General features: G+C 69.4%; 19 protein-coding genes and 2 pseudogenes. 11 read left to right on the plus strand and 10 right to left on the minus strand.

The annotated features are described in order from the left end of the window. The first annotated feature begins 303 nt into the window (after window positions 1–303). Entirely contained in the window at window positions 304–873 is a 570-nt protein-coding gene (locus ABT078_RS30460) for an aminotransferase class I/II-fold pyridoxal phosphate-dependent enzyme (RefSeq protein WP_351233456.1), read from the plus strand. A gap of 110 nt (window positions 874–983) precedes the next feature. On the opposite strand, the gene ABT078_RS30465 is transcribed toward ABT078_RS30460, so the two are convergent. Beyond that, window positions 984–1,454, minus strand: a complete 471-nt coding sequence (locus ABT078_RS30465; RefSeq protein ID WP_351233354.1) for a hypothetical protein — start codon at window positions 1,452–1,454, stop codon at window positions 984–986. A gap of 352 nt (window positions 1,455–1,806) precedes the next feature. Between ABT078_RS30465 and ABT078_RS30470 the strand changes: the two genes are divergently transcribed. The 3 genes from ABT078_RS30470 to ABT078_RS30480 all read left to right on the plus strand — a co-directional run bounded on the left by ABT078_RS30470 (window position 1,807) and on the right by ABT078_RS30480 (window position 3,149). Further along, complete coding sequence (locus ABT078_RS30470) at window positions 1,807–2,259, plus strand: phospholipase D-like domain-containing protein (protein WP_351233356.1); 453 nt, start codon at window positions 1,807–1,809, stop codon at window positions 2,257–2,259. Then, entirely contained in the window at window positions 2,243–2,503 is a 261-nt protein-coding gene (locus ABT078_RS30475; RefSeq protein WP_351233358.1) for a hypothetical protein, read from the plus strand. Before ABT078_RS30470 ends, ABT078_RS30475 begins: the two co-directional genes overlap by 17 nt. An 85-nt stretch (window positions 2,504–2,588) precedes the next feature. Continuing rightward, window positions 2,589–3,149: a phospholipase D-like domain-containing protein gene (locus ABT078_RS30480; RefSeq protein ID WP_351233360.1), complete on the plus strand. Its 561-nt coding sequence runs from the start codon at window positions 2,589–2,591 to the stop codon at window positions 3,147–3,149. A gap of 39 nt (window positions 3,150–3,188) precedes the next feature. On the opposite strand, the pseudogene ABT078_RS30485 reads toward ABT078_RS30480, so the two are convergent. Both ABT078_RS30485 and ABT078_RS30490 read right to left on the minus strand, forming a co-directional pair. Next, window positions 3,189–3,428 (minus strand): annotated as a pseudogene (locus ABT078_RS30485) (aldo/keto reductase); the annotation flags it as partial. 46 nt (window positions 3,429–3,474) lie between these two features. After that, the gene (locus ABT078_RS30490; RefSeq protein WP_351233362.1) at window positions 3,475–5,208 is read right to left on the minus strand and encodes a SulP family inorganic anion transporter; all 1,734 of its coding nucleotides are present in this window, start codon (window positions 5,206–5,208) and stop codon (window positions 3,475–3,477) included. 446 nt (window positions 5,209–5,654) lie between these two features. Between ABT078_RS30490 and ABT078_RS30495 the strand changes: the two genes are divergently transcribed. Together ABT078_RS30495 and ABT078_RS30500 are read left to right on the plus strand one after the other, a co-directional pair. Further along, on the plus strand, window positions 5,655–6,032 hold the full coding sequence (locus tag ABT078_RS30495; protein WP_351233364.1) for a hypothetical protein: 378 nt from the start codon (window positions 5,655–5,657) through the stop codon (window positions 6,030–6,032). A 616-nt stretch (window positions 6,033–6,648) separates the two neighbouring features. After that, complete coding sequence (locus ABT078_RS30500) at window positions 6,649–7,401, plus strand: SDR family oxidoreductase (protein ID WP_351233366.1); 753 nt, start codon at window positions 6,649–6,651, stop codon at window positions 7,399–7,401. Between the two features lie 222 nt (window positions 7,402–7,623). On the opposite strand, the gene ABT078_RS30505 is transcribed toward ABT078_RS30500, so the two are convergent. The 4 genes from ABT078_RS30505 to ABT078_RS30520 form a co-directional block, all read right to left on the minus strand. Continuing rightward, complete coding sequence (locus ABT078_RS30505) at window positions 7,624–8,436, minus strand: SDR family NAD(P)-dependent oxidoreductase (protein ID WP_351233368.1); 813 nt, start codon at window positions 8,434–8,436, stop codon at window positions 7,624–7,626. A 390-nt stretch (window positions 8,437–8,826) separates the two neighbouring features. Continuing rightward, window positions 8,827–10,461, minus strand: coding sequence for an alpha/beta hydrolase (locus ABT078_RS30510; protein WP_351233370.1), 1,635 nt, complete (start codon window positions 10,459–10,461; stop codon window positions 8,827–8,829). Window positions 10,462–10,620: 159 nt separating this feature from the next. After that, window positions 10,621–11,466, minus strand: a complete 846-nt coding sequence (locus tag ABT078_RS30515) for a glutaminyl-peptide cyclotransferase (protein WP_351233372.1) — start codon at window positions 11,464–11,466, stop codon at window positions 10,621–10,623. A 218-nt stretch (window positions 11,467–11,684) separates the two neighbouring features. Further along, window positions 11,685–12,620, minus strand: coding sequence for a hypothetical protein (locus tag ABT078_RS30520; protein ID WP_351233374.1), 936 nt, complete (start codon window positions 12,618–12,620; stop codon window positions 11,685–11,687). A 770-nt stretch (window positions 12,621–13,390) separates the two neighbouring features. Here ABT078_RS30520 and ABT078_RS30525 point away from each other — a divergent pair. Then, the gene (locus ABT078_RS30525) at window positions 13,391–13,951 is read left to right on the plus strand and encodes an arsenate reductase/protein-tyrosine-phosphatase family protein (protein WP_351233376.1); all 561 of its coding nucleotides are present in this window, start codon (window positions 13,391–13,393) and stop codon (window positions 13,949–13,951) included. A 57-nt stretch (window positions 13,952–14,008) separates the two neighbouring features. Here the strand turns inward: ABT078_RS30525 and ABT078_RS30530 are convergent, their stop codons facing one another. Further along, entirely contained in the window at window positions 14,009–15,844 is a 1,836-nt protein-coding gene (locus ABT078_RS30530) for a DUF4012 domain-containing protein (RefSeq protein ID WP_351233378.1), read from the minus strand. Window positions 15,845–15,887: 43 nt separating this feature from the next. Further along, a pseudogene (locus tag ABT078_RS30535) lies at window positions 15,888–16,478 on the minus strand (sugar transferase); the annotation flags it as partial. Between the two features lie 252 nt (window positions 16,479–16,730). Between ABT078_RS30535 and ABT078_RS30540 the strand changes: the two are divergent. The 4 genes from ABT078_RS30540 to ABT078_RS30555 all read left to right on the plus strand — a co-directional run bounded on the left by ABT078_RS30540 (window position 16,731) and on the right by ABT078_RS30555 (window position 21,507). Continuing rightward, a complete protein-coding gene (locus tag ABT078_RS30540; RefSeq protein ID WP_351233380.1) occupies window positions 16,731–17,729 on the plus strand; it encodes a UDP-glucuronic acid decarboxylase family protein in 999 nt (332 codons plus the stop codon). 59 nt (window positions 17,730–17,788) lie between these two features. Continuing rightward, entirely contained in the window at window positions 17,789–18,664 is an 876-nt protein-coding gene (locus ABT078_RS30545) for a WecB/TagA/CpsF family glycosyltransferase (RefSeq protein WP_351233382.1), read from the plus strand. Between the two features lie 444 nt (window positions 18,665–19,108). After that, the gene (locus tag ABT078_RS30550) at window positions 19,109–20,305 is read left to right on the plus strand and encodes a glycosyltransferase family 4 protein (RefSeq protein WP_351233384.1); all 1,197 of its coding nucleotides are present in this window, start codon (window positions 19,109–19,111) and stop codon (window positions 20,303–20,305) included. 188 nt (window positions 20,306–20,493) lie between these two features. Then, the gene (locus tag ABT078_RS30555; protein ID WP_351233386.1) at window positions 20,494–21,507 is read left to right on the plus strand and encodes a glycosyltransferase family 4 protein; all 1,014 of its coding nucleotides are present in this window, start codon (window positions 20,494–20,496) and stop codon (window positions 21,505–21,507) included. On the opposite strand, the gene ABT078_RS30560 is transcribed toward ABT078_RS30555, so the two are convergent. After that, window positions 21,498–22,265, minus strand: a complete 768-nt coding sequence (locus tag ABT078_RS30560; protein WP_351233388.1) for a class I SAM-dependent methyltransferase — start codon at window positions 22,263–22,265, stop codon at window positions 21,498–21,500. The two genes, ABT078_RS30555 and ABT078_RS30560, sit on opposite strands and share 10 nt — an antisense overlap. Between the last annotated feature and the right edge of the window lie 40 nt (window positions 22,266–22,305).

Below are 22,305 nucleotides of genomic sequence, written 5' to 3' on the forward strand. Positions count from 1 at the left end.
GTTGGTACCTGTCTGTGTGCCTGCCTGTTCCTGATCCACGGGGAGGAGTATGGCCGACGAAGCCGCGCGAACCCCAGCGGGGGCGCACGAAGCACGCGCAACCACCGGAGTGGTCGATACGGTGAGTCGCACCGCCGTGCCACCCATGGGTCGCAGAGTCGCCCATCGGGCCGCTGCCGATCCGCGGCCGCCGCAACTCCGCCAGGAACGGCGGGAGATCGAGGTCATGCGGCAGAGCGAGGACGGCGTGCGGCTGCCCTGCGGCGCGCCGCAGGGCGAGGCAGATCCTGGTGGAGGAGGCGGATCGGCCTCGCCCGCACCCCGGAAGGCCGCTGGGGGCGGCGTCTGCACCAGGAGCTGACGGGCGTCGCCAGCGAGATCTGGTCCAGTCTGGCCGCACCCATGCAGGCCGTGGCCACCCACGCCTTGAGCGACCCGCCCGAGGTGACCGCACACATCGCCGCCTCCCGCCGTCTGCACGCCCGCATTGCCACCGAGGTGCACTCCCGGCTCCTGGCGGCAGGAGCCGACTGCCGCCCGCCCCAGGCCGCTTTCTACCTCTACCCCGACCTCGCCCCCGCCCGTGAGACTCTGCGCACCCGGGGAATCACCACAGGCACAGACCTGGCCACTGCCCTGCTCGAACGGCACGGCGTCGCCACTCTGCCCGGCAGCGCGTTCGGCGAGTCCGACACCTCCCTCACCCTCAGGATCGCCACCAGCCTCCTGTACGGCGCCACTCCACAGCAGCGCCACACGGCACTGACCACGGCGGAACCGGAGACACTGCCCTGGATCGCGCCCGCGCTCACCCGCCTCAGCGCCGCACTGGGCGAACTCACCGGTGGCCGGCAGGACAACCACCCCAGGTGATCCTTGCTGTTCCCCTCCCCCACCTCACTCTTCGTCCTGCCGCGTCCGGAACACGAAGGGGCTGCAGTCCGCCGGGTGTGATGCCGTGCGAATGGCGACGGACGTGCCGGTCAGCACACGAGATAGAGGGTGAAGGCGCCGCCCGACTCGGAGATGCTGGCGATATGGGCGTAGCCGCGGGCGGTGGCGTACGCGCCGGTGCCTCCGGTGACGGCGACCTCGAAATCGCTGGGCGGGGCGCCGGTGGGGACGGTGTGCAGGTGCTGCCACGTCACCTGCCCTCGGGGAAGGCTGAAGGTGCCCGTGCAGTGAGTGGTCCGCGCTGCCACTCGGGTGCACACCGCACCCTCGGTGCCATAACTGACACCGTTGCGGAAGAGGTTCGCGGTGATGATGATCTGATCGCCGATCCCGGGCCCGCGTGTCCCGTTGTCGACCATCGAGGTTCCCGTGCTCGTGGAGGTCAGGCTGATGACCTCGGCGCGCTTTCCGTTCTCGTCCCCGTCGAGGGTGTACGGATCCTTTGATGCAGATGCGGAACTCGCGACAGCCGCCAGCGAGACCGTCGTTACTGCCACCACGCCCCACTTCGAAACAGAAAACATACTTCCTCGCCGATGCAATAGGTTTCTCGGGGTCAACTCCAGCGATTATGATTATGTGATCGCCAGTCAATTCTCAAACCCATCAAGGAGGTCTGGTTCATCCATCCGGACGGGGTCGGACCCGCTGCGTCGATGCAAGCGAAATTGCATGGATTTGCATGTCGCCATTCCGTACAGATCATCACGACCCTTGATCGACGCAGGGCCGATTCCGAGCCGGATCGGCCTCATGACCTCCCCGTTCCGGCGTCTTCCCCGGTGCTCCAGATAAACGCCCATGAACCGGGTAACAGCACTGATGGGACCGAACTGGCGTCGGAGGCCGGCTGTGGAATTCAACGAATGGCTGCTGACTCCCGGTGAACGCGGTAATCCGGCGAACCGACTGGACAACCGCCGTCAGGACCGGACGGCCTGGTCCTGTGGCAACCACGTGCGGCCACTGGTCCACGGCGCGACGTACTTCCCGGAGCTCCTCGATGCGATTCGCTCGCAGCGCGCCGGAGACCTGCTGCTCTTCACCGACTGGCGCGGCGACCCCGACCAGCGGCTCGCGGGTCCCGGCACCGCAGCAGGCACCGTGCTGGCCGAGGCTGCCGAGCGCGGCGTGATCGTCAAAGGGCTGATGTGGCGATCCCATCCGGACCGCCTCCAGTTCAGCGAGACCGAGAACCGCCACCTCGAGGAGGACATCGCGGCTGCGGGCGGCGAGTGCCTGCTCGACACACGCGTGCCCCGGCGGCTCGCACCACCAGAAGTTCGTCGTGCTCCGGCATCCTGACCGCCCCGAGCACGACATCGCGTTCGTCGGGGGGACCGACCTGTGCCGCAACCGCAACGACGACGCCTCCCACCGCGGCGACCCACAGTCACTCCCGATCGCCGCCGGGTACGGGCCGCACCCGCCGTGGCACGACATCCAGCTCGCGATCCGCGGGCCGGCCGTCGGCGACATCGAGGCGTGCTTCCGCGAGCGCTGGGACGATCCCGCCCCGCTCACCCGCAGTCCGCTCACCCGCCTGTGAGGCCGTCCACCGGGAGGACACGGACGCGGACCCGCTGCCGCCCCAGCTTCCCGACCCCGCGCCGTGCGGCCGGCACACCGTGCAGGTGCTGCGTACCTGTCCCAACCGTCTGCTGCGTGGCCACGACTTCGCTCCGGACGGCGAGCGCAGCGTCGCGCGCGGATATCTCAAGGCCCTGCGGCGGGCTCGGGCGCTCATCTACCTGGAGGACCAGTACCTGTGGTCACCGCTGGTGGTCGAGTGCTTCGCCGCCGCGCTGAGCGCCAACTCCGGCCTGCGCCTGATCGCGGTCGTTCCCTCCGTCCCCGAGCAGGACGGCCGGCTCACACTGCCCATGAACCTGGTCGGGCGGATCGCGGCTCTGGACGAGCTGCGCCGTGCGGGAGGTGAGCGCGTCGCCGTGTACGGGGTCGAGAACCACGCCGGAACACCGGTGTACGTCCACGCCAAGGTGTGCGTGATCGACGACGTGTGGGCCTCGGTCGGATCCGACAACATCAACCTCCGCTCCTGGACCCACGACTCGGAACTCGACTGCAGCGTCCTGGACGAGACCATCGACGCGCGTGAACCGTGCGACCCGGGCCGGCTCGGCCGACGGTGCCCGCCGATACGCCAGGAACCTGCGACTGGAACTCTCGCGTGAGCACCTGGACCGCGAGCAGCCCGAGAACCGGGAGGCGCCCTCCGAGAGGCGCAGTGCGCCGGCGGCCACGTTCGCCACCAGGTGGCCCGGGTTGCCCGTACCGGGGATGGCCAGCACATGCGGCCCGCGGTGCAGGGTCCACGCCAGGCGGACCTGGGCGGCGCTCGCCCCGTGCGCGCGTGCGACGGCGAGCACCTCGTCGCTGTCGGCGGCGCTCGCGCCCGCCTCGCGCCCGGCAGCGGCGATCGCGAAGAACGGCACGAAGGCGACGCCCTGCTGCGACGGGAGCGCCGACGGTGGGCCCTGTCCCTGGCGACGCCGTCTGCTAGTCGGCCGAACCGTCTCCGCGGGCGCGGCACCAGTCCTGGTACGCGGCCACCGCGGTGGGCAGTGTGGGGAAGATCAGATCGGGGCCGACGGATGTGGTGAGCCCGTAGGCGTCGAGCTCGTCGCGCAGGTCCTGCTTCACACGCGCCATCGCGAACACGAGACCGCGCCGGGACAGTTCGCGACGCAGCGCATCGACCGAATCGAGCGCGGTGATGTCCACCTCGACATTGGCCTCGGTGTTGAGTACGAACCAGTCGACGGGATCGGTCTGCTCGGCGACGGCAGCGAGCGCACGGCGCCGGAAGTCCTCGGCGTTGGCGAAGAACAGCGGTGAGTCGTACCGGTAGACGAGGAGTCCGGGGACGGTGCGGGCCTGCGGATAGTCGTCCACGTCGTGCATGCCTGCCAGGCCCGGCACCAGGCCCTGGACGGCGTCGTGCGGGCGGGCCACCCGCGTCAGCAGCTCGGCAACCGACAGGCCGACCGCCACCAGCACCCCGTACAGGATATCGAGGGCCAGCACGCCGCACAGGCAGCCCAGTGCCAGCAGGAGTTCCCGGCGGCGGAAGGAGGCAAGCCGGCGGAAGCCCGCAAGGTCGATCATCCGCACAGCCGCGTAGACGACGAGGGCGCCCAGCACCGCCACGGGTGTGAGTCTCAGCAGCGGGCTGAGGAACAGCAGTACGGCGAGGAGGGCCGCGCCGGCGGTGAGTGAGTACACCTGGCTGCGCGCGCCCGCGGAGTCGGCGAGGGCAGTGCGGCTGGCACTGCTGCTCACCGGAAAGCCGTGCAACACACCCGCGCCGAGGTTCGCCGCGCCCATGGCGAGCAACTCCTGGTTGGCGTCGAGCCGGCCGCCCTCGTCGCCGGTGGCGAACGCGCGCGCGGTGAGGATCACATCGGTGTAGCCGACGAGAAGGAGCCCCAGCGCCGGGAGCAGCAGCAGTTGCAGATCACCGAGATCCGGGACAGCCGGGTGGGGCAGCCCTGCCGGGACCTCGCCGATCACCGCGATGCCATGCTCGTCCAGGCCGAACGCCGCCACCGCCGCGGTGCCGAGCACGAGTGCCAGAAGCGGGCCCGGGACTGCGCGCAGGAAGCGCGGCGCGACGAACAGGGAGGCCAGGGCAGTGGCGGCGACGGCCACGGTGGGCGGATGTGCCTCGGGCAGATTCCGCGCGAAGGACAGGAACTGTGGGAAGAGTCCGGAGCCGGTCGTCGGCACGCCGGTGAGCTTGGGCAGCTGGTCCACGATCATGATCAGGGCCACGCCCGCCAGATAGCCGACCAGGACCGGCCGCGAGAGGAGATCTGCGACGAAGCCGAGCCTGGCCGCCCACGCGACCAGACCCAGCAGCCCGACCGCGATCGCGAGAGCAGCCGCCAGTACGGCATACCGCCCGGGGTCCCCCGCGGCGAGCGGCCCGACCACGGTGGCGGTCATCAGCGCGGTCGTGGACTCCGGGCCGACCGACAGCAGCCGCGACGAGCCGAGCACCGCATACAGCACCAGGGCGGGCAGGATCGCCCACAGTCCGGCGACCGGGGGCAGCCCCGCCACGGTCGCATACGCCATGACCTGCGGCACGAGATACGCCGCGACGGTCACACCGGCCAGCAGATCACCGCGCAGCCAGGAACGCTCGTATCCGACGAGCGCGGCGACTCCGGGTGCGCCGGGCACGAGACGGCGCCACCCCGCGTCGCGGGCTCGGGCGTGGTGGGACATGAGACTCCTCTCCCCCACACTTCGGGATCCCACGCACTCCTGCCCGGCCGCGGGGGCCGGCAGTCTCGCACTGTCAGCCGCCGCGAGCGAGTGCGTGGTGTCATTCCCGACGCGGCGGAGCCCTCGCCATCCGAACCGGACCTCGGACTGTCCGAGGGGCCTGGCACGATCGGCGCCATGGACTACTGGCCGTTCGCGCCGGCTGAGGCGACCCCGCCTCCGCGCGCGCCGGCGCGCCGAGAACCCGGCGCTGCCGCAACCCGGCGCACACGCCTCACTCTCGGCCGAACGCCCGGCGGACGGTCCTCGTCACGGCGGGGTCATCCATGTCGAGTTCTCTGCGGACATCGGTGAGTTTCTGCGTCGCAAGGGCTTCACGCCAGGCCAGTTCGGCCCGGGTACATGGCTCGCTTGACGGCGCAGGCGGCAGAGTCGTTGCCGCCCGTGTGGAGCTCGGCGATCTTCCCGCACTGGCGAATTTCCGTGCAGCGGAAGAGGCTTTCGTTCCCTTCGATGGCCAGCACGACATCGAGCAGGGCCGGCATGCCCAGCCCCTGGGCCGGTCCGCCGGCCACAATGTCGCGGCCGATCTGTTCGGCGCGGACATGGTCCCCTTCTCCCCCTTCGACCCCTGCGGAACGACCCTGGACCTGGGGGCCGCCGGAGCCCTGGTCTGTCAGGGATGGGACCGTCAGGTCGCCATGACCGGCCAGGAGGCCAAGAAGATCAAGGTGCTCGTCAACACCCAGATGATCTACCCTCCCGTCGACGACGTCGCCGCCCTGTTCAAGATGGCCGACTACCGCTACTCGCCCATGGCGTAGCCGGCCGGGTCACCGCGACAGCGAGTCCCGGAGCACGGACACCCGTCCCGCTGTCGCCGACTGCCACCATGGGAGGGAAGCCCGCTCGTGCGGCCCTCGCACCCTGCGGTGACCGGTCCACAAGCGGCGAAGGAGCCCGGCTCCTTCGCCGCTTGTCCGTGTGTGTCGCCGACGGCTCTCGACATCGGCGCCTCACCGCTGACGGCATTCGGTCGGTCCTGAGCGGGGCCGTCGAGAAGCGCACGCCTACGAGCGCGCCGCCGGGCCCGCCGTCTTCAGGCTGCTCTCCCGGCAGCCGTCCCGCAACCGGCACCCGGCCCGGCACCCGGCCCAGCCCCCGGCCAAAGGCGCGCTCGACACCGGCCGGCCAGGGCCGGAGGCATGGGATCCGTCGCGCGCGCCTCACCACTGGTGAGGCGTACGGTGGTCGAGGGCGATACGTTCGATCCGTGGGCACGGGCGATGCCATCCGTTTCCGCATCGGCGTCGACACGGCAGGGCACGGGCTCTTCCCGGTACGGCCGGTTCGATGCGTACCCGGTGCCTCCGCACGCAACCGGACGGCGAGTCCGCCCGGACGCCCACGTGAACCTGAACGCTCGACGAAGGGTGCGCCATGAAGTTCACAGTCCTGGGGGGAACCGGCCGGGTCGGAACACAGGTGGTCGAACGGCTGCGAGCGGCCGGCCACGAAGTCGTGCCCGCTTCACTGTCCACTGGAGTCGACGTGCTCAGCGGCAAGGGCCTGGACCAGGTTCTCGAGGGCGCAGACGTGCTGATCAATCTGACGAACTCCCCGACGTTCGACGACGCTTCCATCGGCTTCTTCGAAACGTCGATGAACAACGTCACGGCCGCAGCGGAAGCGGCGGGAGTCCGCCACCATGTCATTGCCTCGATCGTCGGCGTGGACCAGGTGCCGCAACTCGACTACTACCGGGCCAAGGTCGCCCAGGAGAACATCCTCAAGAACGCGCCGACACCGTACTCGATCGTGCGCTTCACACAGTTCTTCGAGTTCGTCGAACCGATCATGTCGTGGACGACCGACGGTGACACCGTCCGCCTGCCGGCCACCCCCGTGCAGCCGATGGCGAGCGCGGACGTCGCCGCGGCGGTCGTGCGAGCCGCCTCCGAAGCCCCGCTGCAGGGCACCCGCAACGTCGCGGGCCCTGATGCCTTTCCCCTCGACGAGCTGGGCCGGATCACTCTGGCCGCACGCTCCGACGGCCGCAGCGTGGTCACCGATGACCAGGCAGGCATGTTCGCCGTGGTCACCGGAGACGTGCTCACCGCGCCGGAGGACGCCGAGCTCGCCCCGACGCACTACAGGGACTGGCTTCAGGGGCAACAGCCGAACGCGCGCTGACACCGGCCCCAGGAGAGGCGCGGGCGCAGCCGTTCCCGTGTTCCCGTGACGGAGCCCCCGGACGGAGCAGTGTCGCCGGAGCCGTCGCCGGCACACCGGACACCCCTGAGGGACTCGCGCTCACGAACCACTGGCACGGGTACCGGTGCGGGCCGCTCATGCCGCCTACGGCCGGACGTTGCGGTCGGGGCGTGTAGAGACAGCGTGGAAACGCCCCCACGATCAGGAGAGCTCCAGTCCACCGTCGACCGTGAGCACTTGGCCGGTGAGCCAGGCGGTCCGTGCATCGGCGAGCCGCAGGATCCACTCGGCCACTTCGCCGGGTTCCCCGCGGCGGCCCAGCGGGATGCGTGCCGCCTCGGCATCCTTGACGTGATCGATCTCCGTGGCGGACAGGCCGGCGCCGGCCAGTGCTCCGCTCTCGGTGGGTCCGGGAGCAACCGCGTTGACCCGGATGCTGTCGGGCGCCAACTCCAGCGCCCAGCTCCGGGTCAACTGCTCGATCGCAGCCTTCGAGGCACCGTAGTGAGCGGCATGAGCGAGGGGTCTGTGCCCGAATGTGCTGCTGACGTTGACGATCACCCCCTGGGAGCTGCGCAAGTAGGGAAGGGCGGCGCTCGCCAGAAGGCTCGGAGCGGTGACGTTGGTCGCCATCAGCTGGTTGATGCCTTCAGCGGTCACCTGACCCAGGGGCATCATCGCGAGGATTCCGGCGTTGTTGACCAGGACATCGACACGGCCCCACCGGTCGACTGCGGCCCGCACGATCCGCTCCGGTGCGCCTTCGGCACAGACGTCGGCGCAGAGCGTCTCGATGGCCGGATGGAGATCGGCCGTCTCCCGCAGCGCCTCCGCCCGCCTTCCCACTCCCAGCACCTGCGCTCCCGCCTCGGCGAACGCCACTGCGGCAGCTCGCCCGATCCCGGAACCAGCTCCGGTAAGGATCACCACTTGGTCGGCAAAACGGCTGGGCATCACGGACACACCTTTTGTTCTATGTTCGTCGAAGGTCGAATGACTGCTGGCATAGGTCATGAAAAATCAGCCCTCGCCGAGCACGAACGAGATCAACCCGCCTCGCCCGTCGGCCGCACTCGGCAGCAGCCCCGCAGGTGGGGCCAACTGCGGACACCGATCGCCAAGTCCACGCTGGACCATCACCTGAAGGTCCTTTGCGACGCAGGCATCACACCGGCCCGCCAGGAGGGCGCCCCCCCGCTTCGTGCACTGCGCACGGCTCCGGACACTCGGACGTCGGGTCGACGGCATCCCGAACGGTCACTTCAGGAGGTCCGTCTTCAGTGACATCGCGACGGATGGCCCCGACGGACCACCCGGCACGACTTTCCCTGCGATCCCCATTGTTCGATGTTCATTGAACCGAAGAAGAAGTAGCACGAATGCCCGTTCGCGGCCCGTGGCTGATCAGCCGGCGTCAGGGCGGGCCGTGGCGGGATTCCCGGTGCCCATCCCTCCCCCGCCGCTGTCGATGCCCCCGCGCGGGATGGGCGTGGAAAACGGTTCGTCGTCCTGCGAGCAGGTCGCTCCGGGCGGGGGCAGGACACCGTCGAGGAAGTAGCGGGTCTGGTGGTCGTCCGCGCAACTGCTGAGGTTGGAGAAGGCCGAGTGTCCGTAGCCATGGACGGTAAGCAGACGGGCGTCGGCGAGGCGACGCGTCAGGGCCTCAGCCTGCGTGTAGGCGGTGGCAGGGTCGTACGTGGTGTTCACCACCAGGACCGGGTGTGCCGTGGGGCGGTTCCAGGGGCCGGTGTACGGCTGGGCCGCTGTGGCCGGCCATGTGGCGCACGGCTCGATGGACCAGGCCAAGAGCCGTCCGAGGTCCCCTGCGCGTTCGTAGCTGAACTGCTCCAGCGAGGGGTAGCGCAGCGGGTCGCGGGGGTTGGGGCTTTCGGAGCACCGTATCGCCTCGATCTGCTCCAGGGCGGGATACGGTGGCGGATCCTCGGGGACGGTGGCCTCCTGCGGTGTGCGGCCCTGCCACAGATCCTGCAGGGTGACGGCCAACTCGCTCCACTGCGGGTCGACGACATAGAGCCCCTGAAGGACGGTGGCCACGGTGGCGCCGTAGGTCCAGGCTTCCTGCGGGGCCTGCTGCAGACGCTCCATCAGCCGGGTGAACTTGGTGCGGGTCGCCTCCGGGTCGCCTGCGGAGAAGGGGCAGCGGTCGACGGTGGCTTTCCCGCACAGGGTGAGGAACTGCTCGAGCGTCGCGGCAGCGCCGAGGTCGGTGCCGTCGCGCTGCAACGTCCCCAGGAGAGGTTCGCTCTTCGACCCTCCGTTCAGCCAGGCCTCCGGGTCGATGGCCCCGTCCAGGACCATGGCGCGCACCTTGTCGGGAAAGAGGTTGGCATAGGTGGCACCCAGGAGTGAGCCATAGGAGACGCCGAGATAGTTCAGCTGTTCCTCGCCGACCGCCTCGCGCAGGCGGTCCAGGTCGCGGGCGGTGTCGGCGGTGGAGATGTGCCGCAGCAGTTCGGGGTCGCGCTTCTCGCAGCGCCTGCCGAGGTCGGCGTAGGCATCGACAAAAGTCGTTCGCTCCTCCTGGCCGACCGGGAAACCGGCGGGAATGGGCTCCGCCCACCGGAAGACCTCCTCCGTGGTGTCGAAGCAGCGCACTGCGGTGCTCGCCCCCACCCCGCGCGGATCCCAGCCGATGATGTCGAAGCGTTCACGCAGTTCGACGGGAAACTGCTCGTAGAGCGTGACAAGGGCCTCCGTTCCGGAGCCGCCGGGGCCGCCCGGGTTGAAGAACAGCGAACCTTTCCGCGGTCCGGGCCCGGTCGCCTTCTTCCTGACGAGCGCCAGGTCGAGGGAACGCGCCCCGGGATCGCGGTAGTCCAGCGGAACCTTCGTGACGGCGCAGTCGAACGCCTCGAACCCGGAACACGGGCTCCACTCGAGCGGCGTCGCGGGAACGGAGGGAGGCGGTCCGTCGGCGGGTGCCCGTCCCGGTGCGGTGGTCAGCGTCGTGCAGAGCACCGCGGCGAGAGCGGCCGCGGTGTACCCCCCGCGGCTGGTTATGGATCCGGGTATGTGCATGCTCCCGATACCAAGCGGGCCCCGCCGGGCCCGCAACCGCGCACGGCCAAATGGCTGACACCCTCCACGGATCACGGAATTCGCCCGTCCGAGCCGGCCCACCGCGGAGCTCCGGAGCGTCGGCGCCACCACCGGCCCCGAGGGAGCCGCTGTCGCCCCTCACCGCCGGCGGTCGGCTTGCGGGGCGGGAACGAACGCCACGCGGAACATCTTGGGCCACGACTTGCCGGTCAACAGGAAATGATCGGTTCCCGGAATGGCAGCGATCCCGTTGAGGACGTCCTCGGGCCGTCGCTCGGCTGGGCTGATCAGGGGCGGAACCGCAATGTCTGCTGTCACCCGGCCGGAGTTGGCGTCGATCCGGACGATGCGGTCGGCGGGCCAGACGTTGGCGTAGACGCTGTTGCCGACGCATTCCAGCTCGTTCAGCCGCCCCACGCGTTGCCCGCGCAGGGTGACGGCGACCTCGCCCTGCTTCCTCAGAGTCCTCGGATCCCTGAACACGAGCAGGGACGAGCCGTCGCTCGTCACCAGTCGGCGGCGGTGCCGCTGGTGGCACACGCCCCAGCCTTCACCCTCGTAGGGAACCCGGCGCAACTCGGCCAGTGTCCTCGCGTCCCATTCGATGGCGATGCCGTTGCGCCAGGTCAGTTGCCAGACAGTCGCGCCCACGACGGTGATGCCCTCGCCGAACAACGGCGCAGGCAGTTCGGAACGCAGCGTCGCAGGGGCGCCGGGCCGGCCCGACCTGATCGTCGACCGGCCGGCCATCCCCGTCCCCTCGTAGAGCACACCCTGCGCCATCTCCAGACCCTGCGTGTAGGCCTTCGGATCGTGGGACAGGGTCTGGACGACCTCGACCCGCAACTGCTCGACCTGTGCCGTGGTCTGTCCGGCCCTGCCGTGCCCGCGGTCCCTGGCATCGCCGCCCGCCTCGCACGATTGGACGAGCATCCCGCTCACGAGAGCAACGACCGCTGCCAGAACCACGAACGCACCTCGCATGGCGCCACGTTTGCACAACGGCCGGGCCGGAAGAGCTGCCCACCGGACCGGCTCACCGACGGTCGCCCTCGTGGCCCATCTCATTTCGCGGTCGTCCTGGCCCACACCCGGGGCAGCACGCACCAGCGCGCTGCGAGAACCGCCGGCCGGCAAAAGGCGATCTCCCGGACGGCGCTGCGCCGTCGGGGAGATCGCCTGTGCTCTGGCGCTGCCGTCCCTCAACCGCGGCGAGCCGCAGAACGCCGGCGCTTCACGAGTACGACTGCTCCGCCGCCGAGCAGCACCAGGCCGCCTGCCGCGGTGAGCAGCACTCGGGGCATCTCCGACGAACCGGTGTTGGCCAGCGAGGAGCCCGAGGAATCGTCGTCGTCGGAGGATCCGCCACGATCGGACGATCCGTGATCGTCCCCGTTGTCGTCGCTACCCGAGTGGTCGCGGTCGTCATCATCCCCGGAGCGCTCGTGACGGGCCTCGTCACGACTGCCGGGGTGCCCGTGGTCATCGTCGTCGCCGTCACCGTGCCCAGGACGCCCGTGGTCGTCGCCGTCACCGTGCCCCGGACGCCCGTTGTCGTCCTCGTCACCATCCCCGGGACGCCCGTTGTCGTCGTCCTTGCCGTCGAGCACGGTCACCGGTTCGGTCAGGTTGATCCTCGACCACAGGCCGAGGAGCTGAAACTCATAGCGGCCCGGTGCGATGCCCTCGGGAATGGTGATCGTTCCCGTCACAATGCCGCTCGTCGGGTGCGCAGTCCACGTTCCGAGCTCCACGATCCGCCGCTCATCGCGAGCGTCGGAGCTGGAGTCAGGAGCAGTCGTCGGCTTGGACGTTGTCGTGGCCGTGGGTGTGGGGCGGGCCGCCGCGAAGGACTGTGGGAGAACCGCCGACCTTCCGAATGCCGCCGCACCTGCTGCTCCGGCGGCGCCAGGCCCCACCGGGACGAGGCGTCCGAAAACCGGCTCGCCGCCCTGGTGACCGGTCCCCTGGAAGTCGGCCTCGTCACCGGGGGCCAAGGTGTTGTCCGTGACAGTGAGGTCTTGGCCTGGGGGGTACGGCTGCGCGAACGCCGGCTCGGCGACGACAAGCGGAGCAGCGGCGATGAGGCTTGCGGCGGTGGCGGCCACGGTGGCTCGCCATACGGAGCGTCTGGGCATGGTTTCGGGCTCCTTCGGAAGACGCTTGATGAGTGGTGATCGCTGTTGCTGTCGATGTAGAGGGTCGAACCGCTTTGCAGGACAGGATGTTTGCCGTGCCTATCGCGTGGTCGGCCGCGTGGCGGCACCGAGGGACGGCGGGGAGAGACGATCGGGCTCTACTTGGCGCCCAGTTCCGAGCGCCATCCGGGCTGAGCTGCTGGGGCAGCTCCTACAGGGCTCCGGCCCCTTTTGCACGCCACCCCTGGTTGTGTACGTATTCAAAGGCAGACATGGGAATCCGCCGTCCGAACCACCTCTACCGACACTCGGGTACGTCACTCCGTTGGACTCGATCGGCACTGCCTCACGGCCCCGCCGCCGTCGGAAGTCCGAGCCGGGCGACTTCCGGACTGCGGGCCGTCGGGCCGCAAGGGCATCGAAAGGACATCAAGCGCTCGGATCCATAGACGTGAACAGCCCCGCTCAAACAGCCACACCACGGTGCTCGGCAGGACGGTGTACCAGGTGCACTCACGTGGCGGTCTGGAGAGGCGACCGCGTCCCGGATCTGATGCGGTTCCGCATGGCAGACGCCGGCTCCGACACCGCCGCCTGCCGTCTCACCACCGTCGGCTCACCTCTGCCCTGTCGTCCGCGGACGCGCCGGCGGTCTTGCACCGGCTCGCCCGGCGAGGCGGGCGGTGGACGGCCGCGGTCGGGAAGATACTTCCGCCATGCCTCCTTCCCCGGCCCCGACAGCCACGGGACGCAGGAGCTCGCCTTTTCGCGTGCTCTTCGTCTGCACGGGAAATCTGCACCGCTCGCCACTGGCGGAACGCCTGCTGAAGGCCCGGCTCGCCGCATCCCCGGGAAGCATTCTGGTGAGCAGCGCCGGCACCGCAGCCACGGCGGGATCCCTCATGGACCCTGTGGCCGCCTCCCTCCTCATCGGGCTGGGCGGAGATCCCAGCGGCGCGCTCGCCCGTCGGCTGACCGCGGCGCTGGTGGATGACTCCGATCTCGTGCTGGGTGCTGCTGCCGAGCACCGCGAGGCAGCCGTGCGACTGTCACCCCTGCGGGCTTTGCAGCGGGCCTTCACCTTGCGTGAGTTCGCCCGGTTGCTGAGGCCGGAAGACGCCGCAGGCGCGACGGAACCTGCCGAGCGCGCCGCGGCGCTGGTCAAGGGTGCCGCGGCGCGACGGGGAGGCGGCCGATGGGCGGACGACGACGATGTGGCCGATCCCCACGGTGCGGCCATGCCGGTGGCGCAGCAGGTTGCCGTGCGGATCGCCGAGTCGGTGGAGCAGATCGCCGCCGCGGTGCTGGCCCCAGCACCATCCCACCATTGAGATGTGCACGGTCCGGCGGGAGCTGCGCGCCCGCCGGGCAGGGCTCGAAGCGGACGGTCAGTCACCACACGGTACGTACGGCCGGACGGTGGCCTGCAGGGGCCGCACCAGCGACTGGCGCAGTAGGGACGGGGGACGTTCCGAGTGGGGCTCCAGCAGGTGCAGCACGAAGTTGCGGGTGGCACCTGCGGGCAGTTCCAGATCAACGGTGTAGACCGGGTGGCCGCGCTCGACTGCGTGGTTCAGCAGGGCCGGTCGTCCGTCCAGAGTCGCCTTGTCCAGCTGTGCCCCCTCGGTCGCGTAGTACGAGACCAGCAGACGGTTGTCGCCGGGACGGGTTCGGTAGGGCGGGGCGTCCACCCGCTGTGTGACATACGTGGGGAGCCCGGATCCGGGTGCCGTGTTGGTCAGGCGCACGGTCACGGTGATCTCACGGCCGGCTGCGGTGCACCGGCCGGGTACCCAGTCCAGGCGACGGTCCAGGTAGTAGTCCAGTTTGGTGCCGGCCGCATTGTTGACGACCAGTCCGGCGAACGGATCAGAGCTGTCGGGCAGGGTGCCACCGAAGGGGCGCGGCCGCAGCTCACTCTGCTCGGACGGATGGGCACTCCACACCTTGACCCGTCCCTCCTGCAGCTGGCCGCGCAGCGCGGTGAACAACGCGGGCCGTCGCTTCGGATCGTCGGCGGCTCCCAGCAGCACATCCGCGGTGGCGCGGGCCACGTCGAGGAAGAACTCCTTGCGCTCTTCCGTCTTGGGGAAGGCCGCGTAGCTGGTGCGCTCGGTCATGTCCAGCACATTGGCCGCGGTGATGGCGGTTCCGTCGGGCAGACGGGCGGGTCCGGCCGCGGCCAGCAACGCTGCCAGCGCGCTGGGATCGAGGGCGAAGGCGCCGTCCACCTTCTGTCCCTTGTACTCCCGCCACACAGCGGTCCAGATGCGCGCCGCATACGGGAAGTGCGGACTGAGGTTGGAATTGACCCAGACGCTGGTGGGGGCGTTACGGCCGTACAACGCCGCATACTCGGTTCCCAGGTCGACTGTCGCGCGGGCCTTGGCCAGCTCGGTGTCGTTGCCGAAACGCTCGAAACTCAACCGTCCGCGGTCCGCGGTGAGGATCGCGAACGCCCCGGGCAGCCCACCGGTGCCGCGGGCTTCTGCGGTGTTCTCGAACACCACCATGTAGCGCCGTGGGCCCTGTTCTCCCAGCATGGACGGCATCACGCGCGCCGCCGCGGCGGCGTCGACCGTGGCGGGGACGATCCGGTCGAGCTGTGCGATGAGCTGGGTCCGGGCCCGCTCGAGGGAGGGCAGCCAGCTGCTGCGGGGCAACCCGGCGACCTGGGTCCGCACGTCGGAGGCGCTGCGCGAGGCCCGCTCGAGAGCGGGGGCGGCGCGGCGCAGCGCGGAGAGGTTCAGGGACCCATCGTCCTGCCCTGTGACGGCGGTGAGCTCGGTGGCCGTGTGCGCCAGGGGGGCGAGCACGTCGCGGGTCAGCCGGTCGGCTGCATCCGCGGCACCGCGTACGGTGCGCAGGGGGCCGCCGATGACGGGCAGGTGCGCGGCGGAGTACCAGGCCGGGCCGGTGGTGAGGCGGTGTGCTCTGGCGGCGTGCCGGGCGGCGACGTCCACAGCGGCCCCGGGGGTTCCCGTCACCGACGCGGCACTCGTGGCGGCCGAGCCCGCGGCCATCTGCTGCCGCAGCCCGTCCAGGGTCCGCTGGGCGGCCAGCAGTTCGTTGCGGGCGAGCATGCCGGTGACGGCGATCCACGCGATGCCGGCCAGGAACAGTCCTCCGACGGCGCACGCCAGTTGCCTGGCACGACGGCTGCGGAGCCATCGGACCAGGGTGTCGGCGTTGCGCGGCTCGGAGCGTTTCTCGGAACGCGGCATGCGCATCTTCCTTCCTTCGGCGGTGGCTCGGCGCGGGCCCGCTTCAGTAGGCGCCGTCCCCTCGCAGTACGACGGGCAGCGTCCGGGCGAGGATGGTCAGGTCCAGCCGGAAGGACCAGGAGTCGACGTACTGCAGGTCCAGACGCAGGGCGTCGTCCCAGGCGAGGTCGGACCGGCCGCTGATCTGCCACAGGCCGGTGAGGCCCGGCCGCACCAGCAGACGGCGGCGGGCCGCGCCGGTGAAGGCGGAGTCCCCGATCGGCAGCGGTCGGGGGCCGACCAGCGACATGTGGCCCATCAGCACATTCACCAGTTGCGGCAGCTCGTCCAGGGAGTAGCGGCGCAGCCGGCGTCCGACGGCAGTGACACGGGGATCCTCGCGAATCTTGAACAGGTGCCCGTCGGCTTCGTTGCGGACGGCCAGTGCCGCTCGCATCCCTTCCGCCCCGACCTGCATGGTGCGCAGCTTCAGGACGTCGAACTCCTTGCCGTGCCGGCCCGTACGCCGCTGACGGAACAGCACGGGCCCCGGTGAGTCGCTCTTGACCGCGATGGCGCACACGAGGAGTACCGGCACAAGCAGCAGGAGCAGGACGGCAGCCCCCATCACATCCATGATCCGTTTGACGGCCCGGCCTCGCCGCCGCGACTGGCGCCGCGGAGACGGGTGATGACGGATCGTCAAGGGGGCGAGCGCCTGGACGCGGGGCTCACCTTCAACCGAACGAGGGAAACTTGTCCAGCCTGGCGGCATATTCATGCACCTGACGTCTCAAATGCTTCATAGCGGATCAATAGATACAAACACGATGTCGATGTAAGTTTCGGCAATGACACTTCAGCTTGCCGCCGTCCGGCTTGCGACGGGGCAGCCGAGAGGACCTTCATGCGTGCCGTAGTGACGGGCGGGACCGGATTCATCGGCTCGCACCTGTGCGAGCGCCTGCTCGCCGCAGACCACGTCGTGTTGTGCGTGGACAATCTCGTGACGTCCAGCGTGGACAACGTCGAGCATCTGTTGGGCGACCCGCGCTTCCAGTTCGAGCACTGGGACATCACCCAGGGCCTGGACGTGCCCGGACCGGTGGACGCCGTGCTCCACCTGGCCTCGCCCGCCTCGCCCGTGGACTACCTGAGGCTGCCCCTGGAAACGTTGCGCGTGGGATCGACAGGTACCTGGCACGCCCTGGACCTGGCCGTCGCCAAAGGCGCGCGCTTCCTGCTGACCTCCACCTCCGAGTCGTACGGAGACCCCCAGGTCCACCCACAGCCGGAGAGCTACTGGGGGCACGTCAACCCGGTGGGCCCACGTTCGGTGTACGACGAGGCGAAACGCTTCGGCGAGGCGCTGACGATGGCTTACCGCAGGACCCGCGGCGTTGACGCCAAGATCGTGCGCATCTTCAACACCTTCGGCCCCAGGATGCGACCGGACGACGGACGGGCCATCCCCACCTTCATCCGCCAGGCACTGCGGGGAGAGCCGATCACCGTCACCGGTGACGGCAGCCAGACACGGTCCCTGTGCTACGTCGACGACATCGTCGACGGTTTGCTGCGGATGCTCGCCGGCAGCCACGGCGGTCCGGTCAACCTGGGTAACCCGCACGAGGTCTCCGTGCTCGAGCTGGCCCAGTGGATCAGCAAGCTCACCGAATCCTCCTCGGAGATCATGCTGATCCCCCGGCCGCAGGACGATCCGGGAAAGCGCCGTCCGAGCATCGCCTTGGCCGGCGAACTGCTGGACTGGACACCCACCACGCCGGTCGAACACGGCCTGCGCGAGACCATCAAGGACTTCCGCCGCCGGATGGACTTCGGCGAGGTCACCGAGCAGCGGCACCACCCCGTCACTCCCGTGCTGAATGCCGCTGCCCGTCCATGACCACTCCGGTGAGCCCGCGACGAGCGCGGGAAACTGAGACGGTCCCTGTGGTCGGGTGCGTGGGCGTACCCATCGCCGCACACACCCGCGAGAGCGCAGCCCGCGAGGTCGTGCACCTCGCCCAACAGGTCCGCGAGGCACGCCGCGCGCCGCGGGTCGGGATGACGGACCGAGCCCGCGGCGTCGACGCCGCTCGCGGAGGTGATGTGCATCTGTGCAACGCCTACACCCTCGCCCTTGCCGACCGGGACCCCCAGCTGCTCGGCATCCTTCGCTCGGCAGCCCTCAACCTCCCCGATGGACAGCCGGTGGTCTGGGCCAACCAACTCCTCCACCGGGGCACGGTGTTGCCTACCAGACGCGTGTACGGGCCGGACCTCCTGCTGGACGTCTTCGCCCTGAGCCACAACACCGGACTGCGGCACTACCTGCTGGGCTCCACACCGGAGGTGCTGGAGTCCCTGCAGCGCGAGTTGCAGCGGCGATTCCCTGGGGCTCGGATCGTCGGCGCCTGTACCCCGCCCTTCCGGCCTCTGACCACCCGGGAGCTGCTGGAGCAGGAGGAGGACATCCGCACCGCCGGCGCGGACATCGTCTGGGTGGGACTCGGTACTCCCAAGCAGGATCGCCGGGCCGCCGAGCTGTGCACCGCACTTCCCGTGGTCGCCGTGGCGGTCGGTGCGGCCTTCGACTTCATCGCCGGACACAAACGGCAGGCACCGCCATGGATACAGCGCAGCGGGCTGGAGTGGCTGTTCCGGCTGGCCTCTGAGCCGCGCCGGCTGTGGCGGCGCTATCTGTTCGGCAACGCACGCTTCATCAAGGGCGTCGTCCGGCAGGCGGCCCTCGGGACCGCACCGCGGAAGGCTGCCCCGTCGGCGCCGCCCTCGCTCTTCAGCGCGGCGTTCCTCAGCAGCCGGGAGAGGAACCGATGACCGCTTCGACCGGGGAAGTCCCCGACCTGCGGCACCCAGGCGGGCCGCAGCGCCACTCACCTCCCACGCATCGCCAGAGAAGTGCTTTGCCTGCCAGGCTGACCTCTCGGGACTACCCAGTCCAGGCAGCCGACGTCCGCGAGGACGCCGACTCCGATCTCGCTCACTCAACCATCTGGCTGTGCCATGAGAAAGAGAGGAGGGCTCAATGCACATACACGGTCGGCATGGTGTTCGCCCACCACGGCCCACGACGTCCGGCCCGACTCGCCTTCCGGAGAGCGAAAGACCCCCGATGCCTTCGGAACTGCCGCACGAGGCAGCATCCGACGGCTCCCACCACCGCAAGCGACCTCCAGCCGAGGACTAGACGTGACGCTCAGGGTGAACGAGACAGCCCAGCTCCGGGTCGATACTCCGCCGAAGGATTCACCGCCCTATCGCGTGGCGCTGGTACACAGCTTCTACTCGTCCCGTCAACCCAGCGGGGAGAACGCCGCCGTGCTGGACCAGGCGGAGGCCCTCCGTGCCGCTGGACATGAAGTCGCCGTGGTTGCCGCACATACCGATGCTTTGCAGGCCGAGCCGGGATACGCCCTGCGCGCGGCAGTGCGGGTAGCCACCGGCTTCGGCCGGTCACCGCTGGACACCCTCAGCCGGTTTGCTCCCGATATCGTGCATGTCCACAATCTCTTCCCCAATTTCGCAACTGACTGGCTGTCCCGGTGGCCTGGTGCTCTCGTCGCCACGCTCCACAACTACCGCCCGGCCTGCGCGGCCGGGACGCTCTTCCGTAACGGGCAGATGTGCACTGCATGCCCTGACGGTGACCCGTGGACAGGGCTGCGGCACGGTTGCTACCGGGGCGCACGCAGCGCCACACTCCCCCTTGCCTGGGCAGGCCGAGCCGGTGCGGCGGCCCACCCTCTGCTGCGTCGCGCAGAACGGTTGGTCGCGCTCTCCGAGCGCAGCCGGGCTCTCTATCTCCGTTTCGGAGTTCCGGCGGAAAAGCTTTCCCTGGTCCCCAACTTCGTCGGGGCCGGAGGCCAGGTTCGCCCCACCGAAGCCGCAGTGGAGGCGACGGGAACAGTCCATCGCTGGGTGTACGTCGGCCGGCTGAGCGCGGAGAAGGGCATCCTGCCCCTCCTGCGGAATTGGCCGGACAGCGAACCTCTCGACGTCATCGGCTCCGGACCGTTGGAGCCGGCCTGCAGGGAAATCGCGCCCATGAGGGTGCGGTTCCTGGGTACGTTCTCGCGCAGGGAAATCGCTTCCCGGCTGCCGTGCTACACCGGTCTGGTCTTCCCCAGCGTCTGCCCCGAGACGGCCGCAGCCCTCGTATGCCAGGAAGCGCTGGCCGCAGGGGTACCCGTGCTCGCCCTCTCAGGATCGGCAGCGGCGGACAGCGTACGCAGGGACGGGACGGGTGCGGTCTACAGAGGCGCGGATGAACTGCCGCACGCACTCACTTCAGCGCGCATGCACTTCCCTGGACTGCGAGAACACTGCCGCCGCACGCATGCCGATCGCTACAGTGTGCGCCGCTGGACAGCGGGCGTGGAGGCTGTTTATGCGCAGGCCATGAACCAATCGGCCGGCCTGCAGCCGGCCTCCGTGACGGAGGCGGTGTGCCGAGCATGAGGGATACCCGACGGCATGTCGTGGTGGTACAACCGTATGTCCCCGGATACAGGACGTCCTTCTTCGACAGCCTGCAGGCAAGCCTGCACGCCGAGGGCGTTGCCTTGAATGTGCTCCACGGCCCCGCACCGCGGGAGCAGGCTGCCCGGCAGGACGCCTCTTCCTGTTCCTGCGCGGTGGAAGTGCCCGTGCGACGTCTGACCATTCCCGGCGGACGTTCCCTGATGTGGCGTCAGGTGCGCCGCCAGGCGGCCGGCGCCGATGTGATTGTGCTGGAGCAGGCACTTCACAATCTGGAGGCATACCCGATCCTGCTCAGGCAACTGGTGGGACGAGCAACTGGGCGTGGTCCCGAGGTGGCCTTCTGGGGACATGGCAGGACCTACACAAAGCCGCCGAGTCGCCTCGAAACCTCCGTCAAGAGCACGCTGACACGACGAGGCGCGTGGTTCTTTGCCTACACCGAAGGTGGAGCCGCCCATGTCGCCGCCGGAGGGTTCCCCTCCGAACGGATCACCGTGGTACGCAACTCCACCGACACCACTGCGCTGGCTGCCACCCGGGACCGAGCCGGACATCCGGGGACCGCGGAGTACGCCGAGGGGGCACTCCTGCGCAAGCGTTACGGCTTGGCCGCCGGCCGCACCGCGTTGTTCCTCGGCGGTCTGGATGCGCCCAAACGGATCCCTTTCGTCTTGGAGGCCGCTGGGCGAATCGCCGACGCTCTCCCCGGCTTCCGTCTGCTGATTGCCGGAGACGGCGCCGACCGAAAGCTGGTGGACGACGCCGCGTCCCGCCCCGGCAGTCCGGTGGTGCCGATGGGCCGGGCGACCGGACCACTCGTCGCGCTGCTGGGGTCGGTCAGCGACGTCATGTTGATGCCCGGCCGGGTCGGGCTGTGCGCAGTGGACTCCTTCGCTCTGCGCACCCCGATCATCACGACCGACTGGCCGTGGCACGCCCCCGAGTTCGAGTACCTGACCAACGGCCGGAACGCCGTGATCACCCCGGACGACCCTTCCGCCTACGCGGTGACCGTCACTGCACTGCTGCAGGACGCCGAGCGACTGGCGTCACTCCGTGCCTCCTGTAGGGAGGACGCCGAGAGATACACCGTCGAAGGCATGGCTGAACGCTTCTGCGACGGCTTGCTGCGGCTGATCGGGAAACCACCCGAGCCCGTCGGACAGCCCTATGCGTAGGCGAAGCAGGCGACCTCCGAGAACATGGTCGGGCGCCAGCGAGCCAGGCGAGTTCCCACACGGGCATCGATGAGCCGTGGCCCCATGTAGTAGCCGGTGCGCACCACCCGAGAAAAGCCGCAACGACGGGTCAGCATGAGCTCCAGCGACCGGTAGGTGAAGTAGTGCAGGTGGCCTTCGTCATAAAGGTCCACCTCACGGCCGTCGTACGTCGTGAGCCCTTCGTTGGTGGAGGCGGTGGAGGGGAAGTACCCCAGCGCGAGCTTGGCTCGCCGTGTCCATTTGGCGAGGTTGGGCGTGTCCAGGTAGACGAATCCGCCGGGTTTGAGGAGCGAGCGAATATCGATCATAGCCCTGAGTGGATCGACGAGATGCTCGATGAGCGCCAGCATCAGGACAGCATCGAAGGGTCCCTGAACGGTCGCAGACGGATGCTCCGCGTCCGTCTGCACGAAGCGGAACCGGGAGTCGGTAAAGTTCCGGCGCAGTCCCGCCATGCGCGCGGCCGACAAGTCACCGAGCGTGTAGGAACCAATCGAAACACCCCCTGCAAGCAGACTTTGGGCCATCAGCCCGTTGCCGGCACCCAACTCCAGGATGTCCGCATCCTTCGGGAGCCGCCGCGGGAGCTCGGCCACGGCCGCAGAAAACCGATCCGTGGGCAGTGGCTGGTCGAGACTGAGCGGGGTGGGCGCCTCATCCGTTGCATCTGCCGCGTACTTGATGTCGTAGTGTCTCGCGAGATTCGGCTGTGACATGGGGACCTTCCTGAACCAGTTCGCTTCTGTGGCCAATGGT

The sequence above is a fragment of the Streptomyces sp. NPDC002133 genome, from assembly GCF_040296405.1.
GTDB lineage: Bacteria > Actinomycetota > Actinomycetes > Streptomycetales > Streptomycetaceae > Streptomyces.

What these genes read in the sequence shown, in the direction of transcription:
- ABT078_RS30560 (WP_351233388.1), bottom strand. Translation starts at nt 22,265, where the DNA reads ATGTCACAGCCGAATCTCGCGAGACACTACGACATCAAGTACGCGGCA.
- ABT078_RS30500 (WP_351233366.1), top strand. Translation starts at nt 6,649, where the DNA reads ATGAAGTTCACAGTCCTGGGGGGAACCGGCCGGGTCGGAACACAGGTG.
- ABT078_RS30505 (WP_351233368.1), bottom strand. Translation starts at nt 8,436, where the DNA reads ATGACCTATGCCAGCAGTCATTCGACCTTCGACGAACATAGAACAAAA.
- ABT078_RS30515 (WP_351233372.1), bottom strand. Translation starts at nt 11,466, where the DNA reads ATGCGAGGTGCGTTCGTGGTTCTGGCAGCGGTCGTTGCTCTCGTGAGC.
- ABT078_RS30540 (WP_351233380.1), top strand. Translation starts at nt 16,731, where the DNA reads ATGCGTGCCGTAGTGACGGGCGGGACCGGATTCATCGGCTCGCACCTG.
- ABT078_RS30490 (WP_351233362.1), bottom strand. Translation starts at nt 5,208, where the DNA reads ATGTCCCACCACGCCCGAGCCCGCGACGCGGGGTGGCGCCGTCTCGTG.
- ABT078_RS30530 (WP_351233378.1), bottom strand. Translation starts at nt 15,844, where the DNA reads ATGCCGCGTTCCGAGAAACGCTCCGAGCCGCGCAACGCCGACACCCTG.
- ABT078_RS30520 (WP_351233374.1), bottom strand. Translation starts at nt 12,620, where the DNA reads ATGCCCAGACGCTCCGTATGGCGAGCCACCGTGGCCGCCACCGCCGCA.
- ABT078_RS30510 (WP_351233370.1), bottom strand. Translation starts at nt 10,461, where the DNA reads ATGCACATACCCGGATCCATAACCAGCCGCGGGGGGTACACCGCGGCC.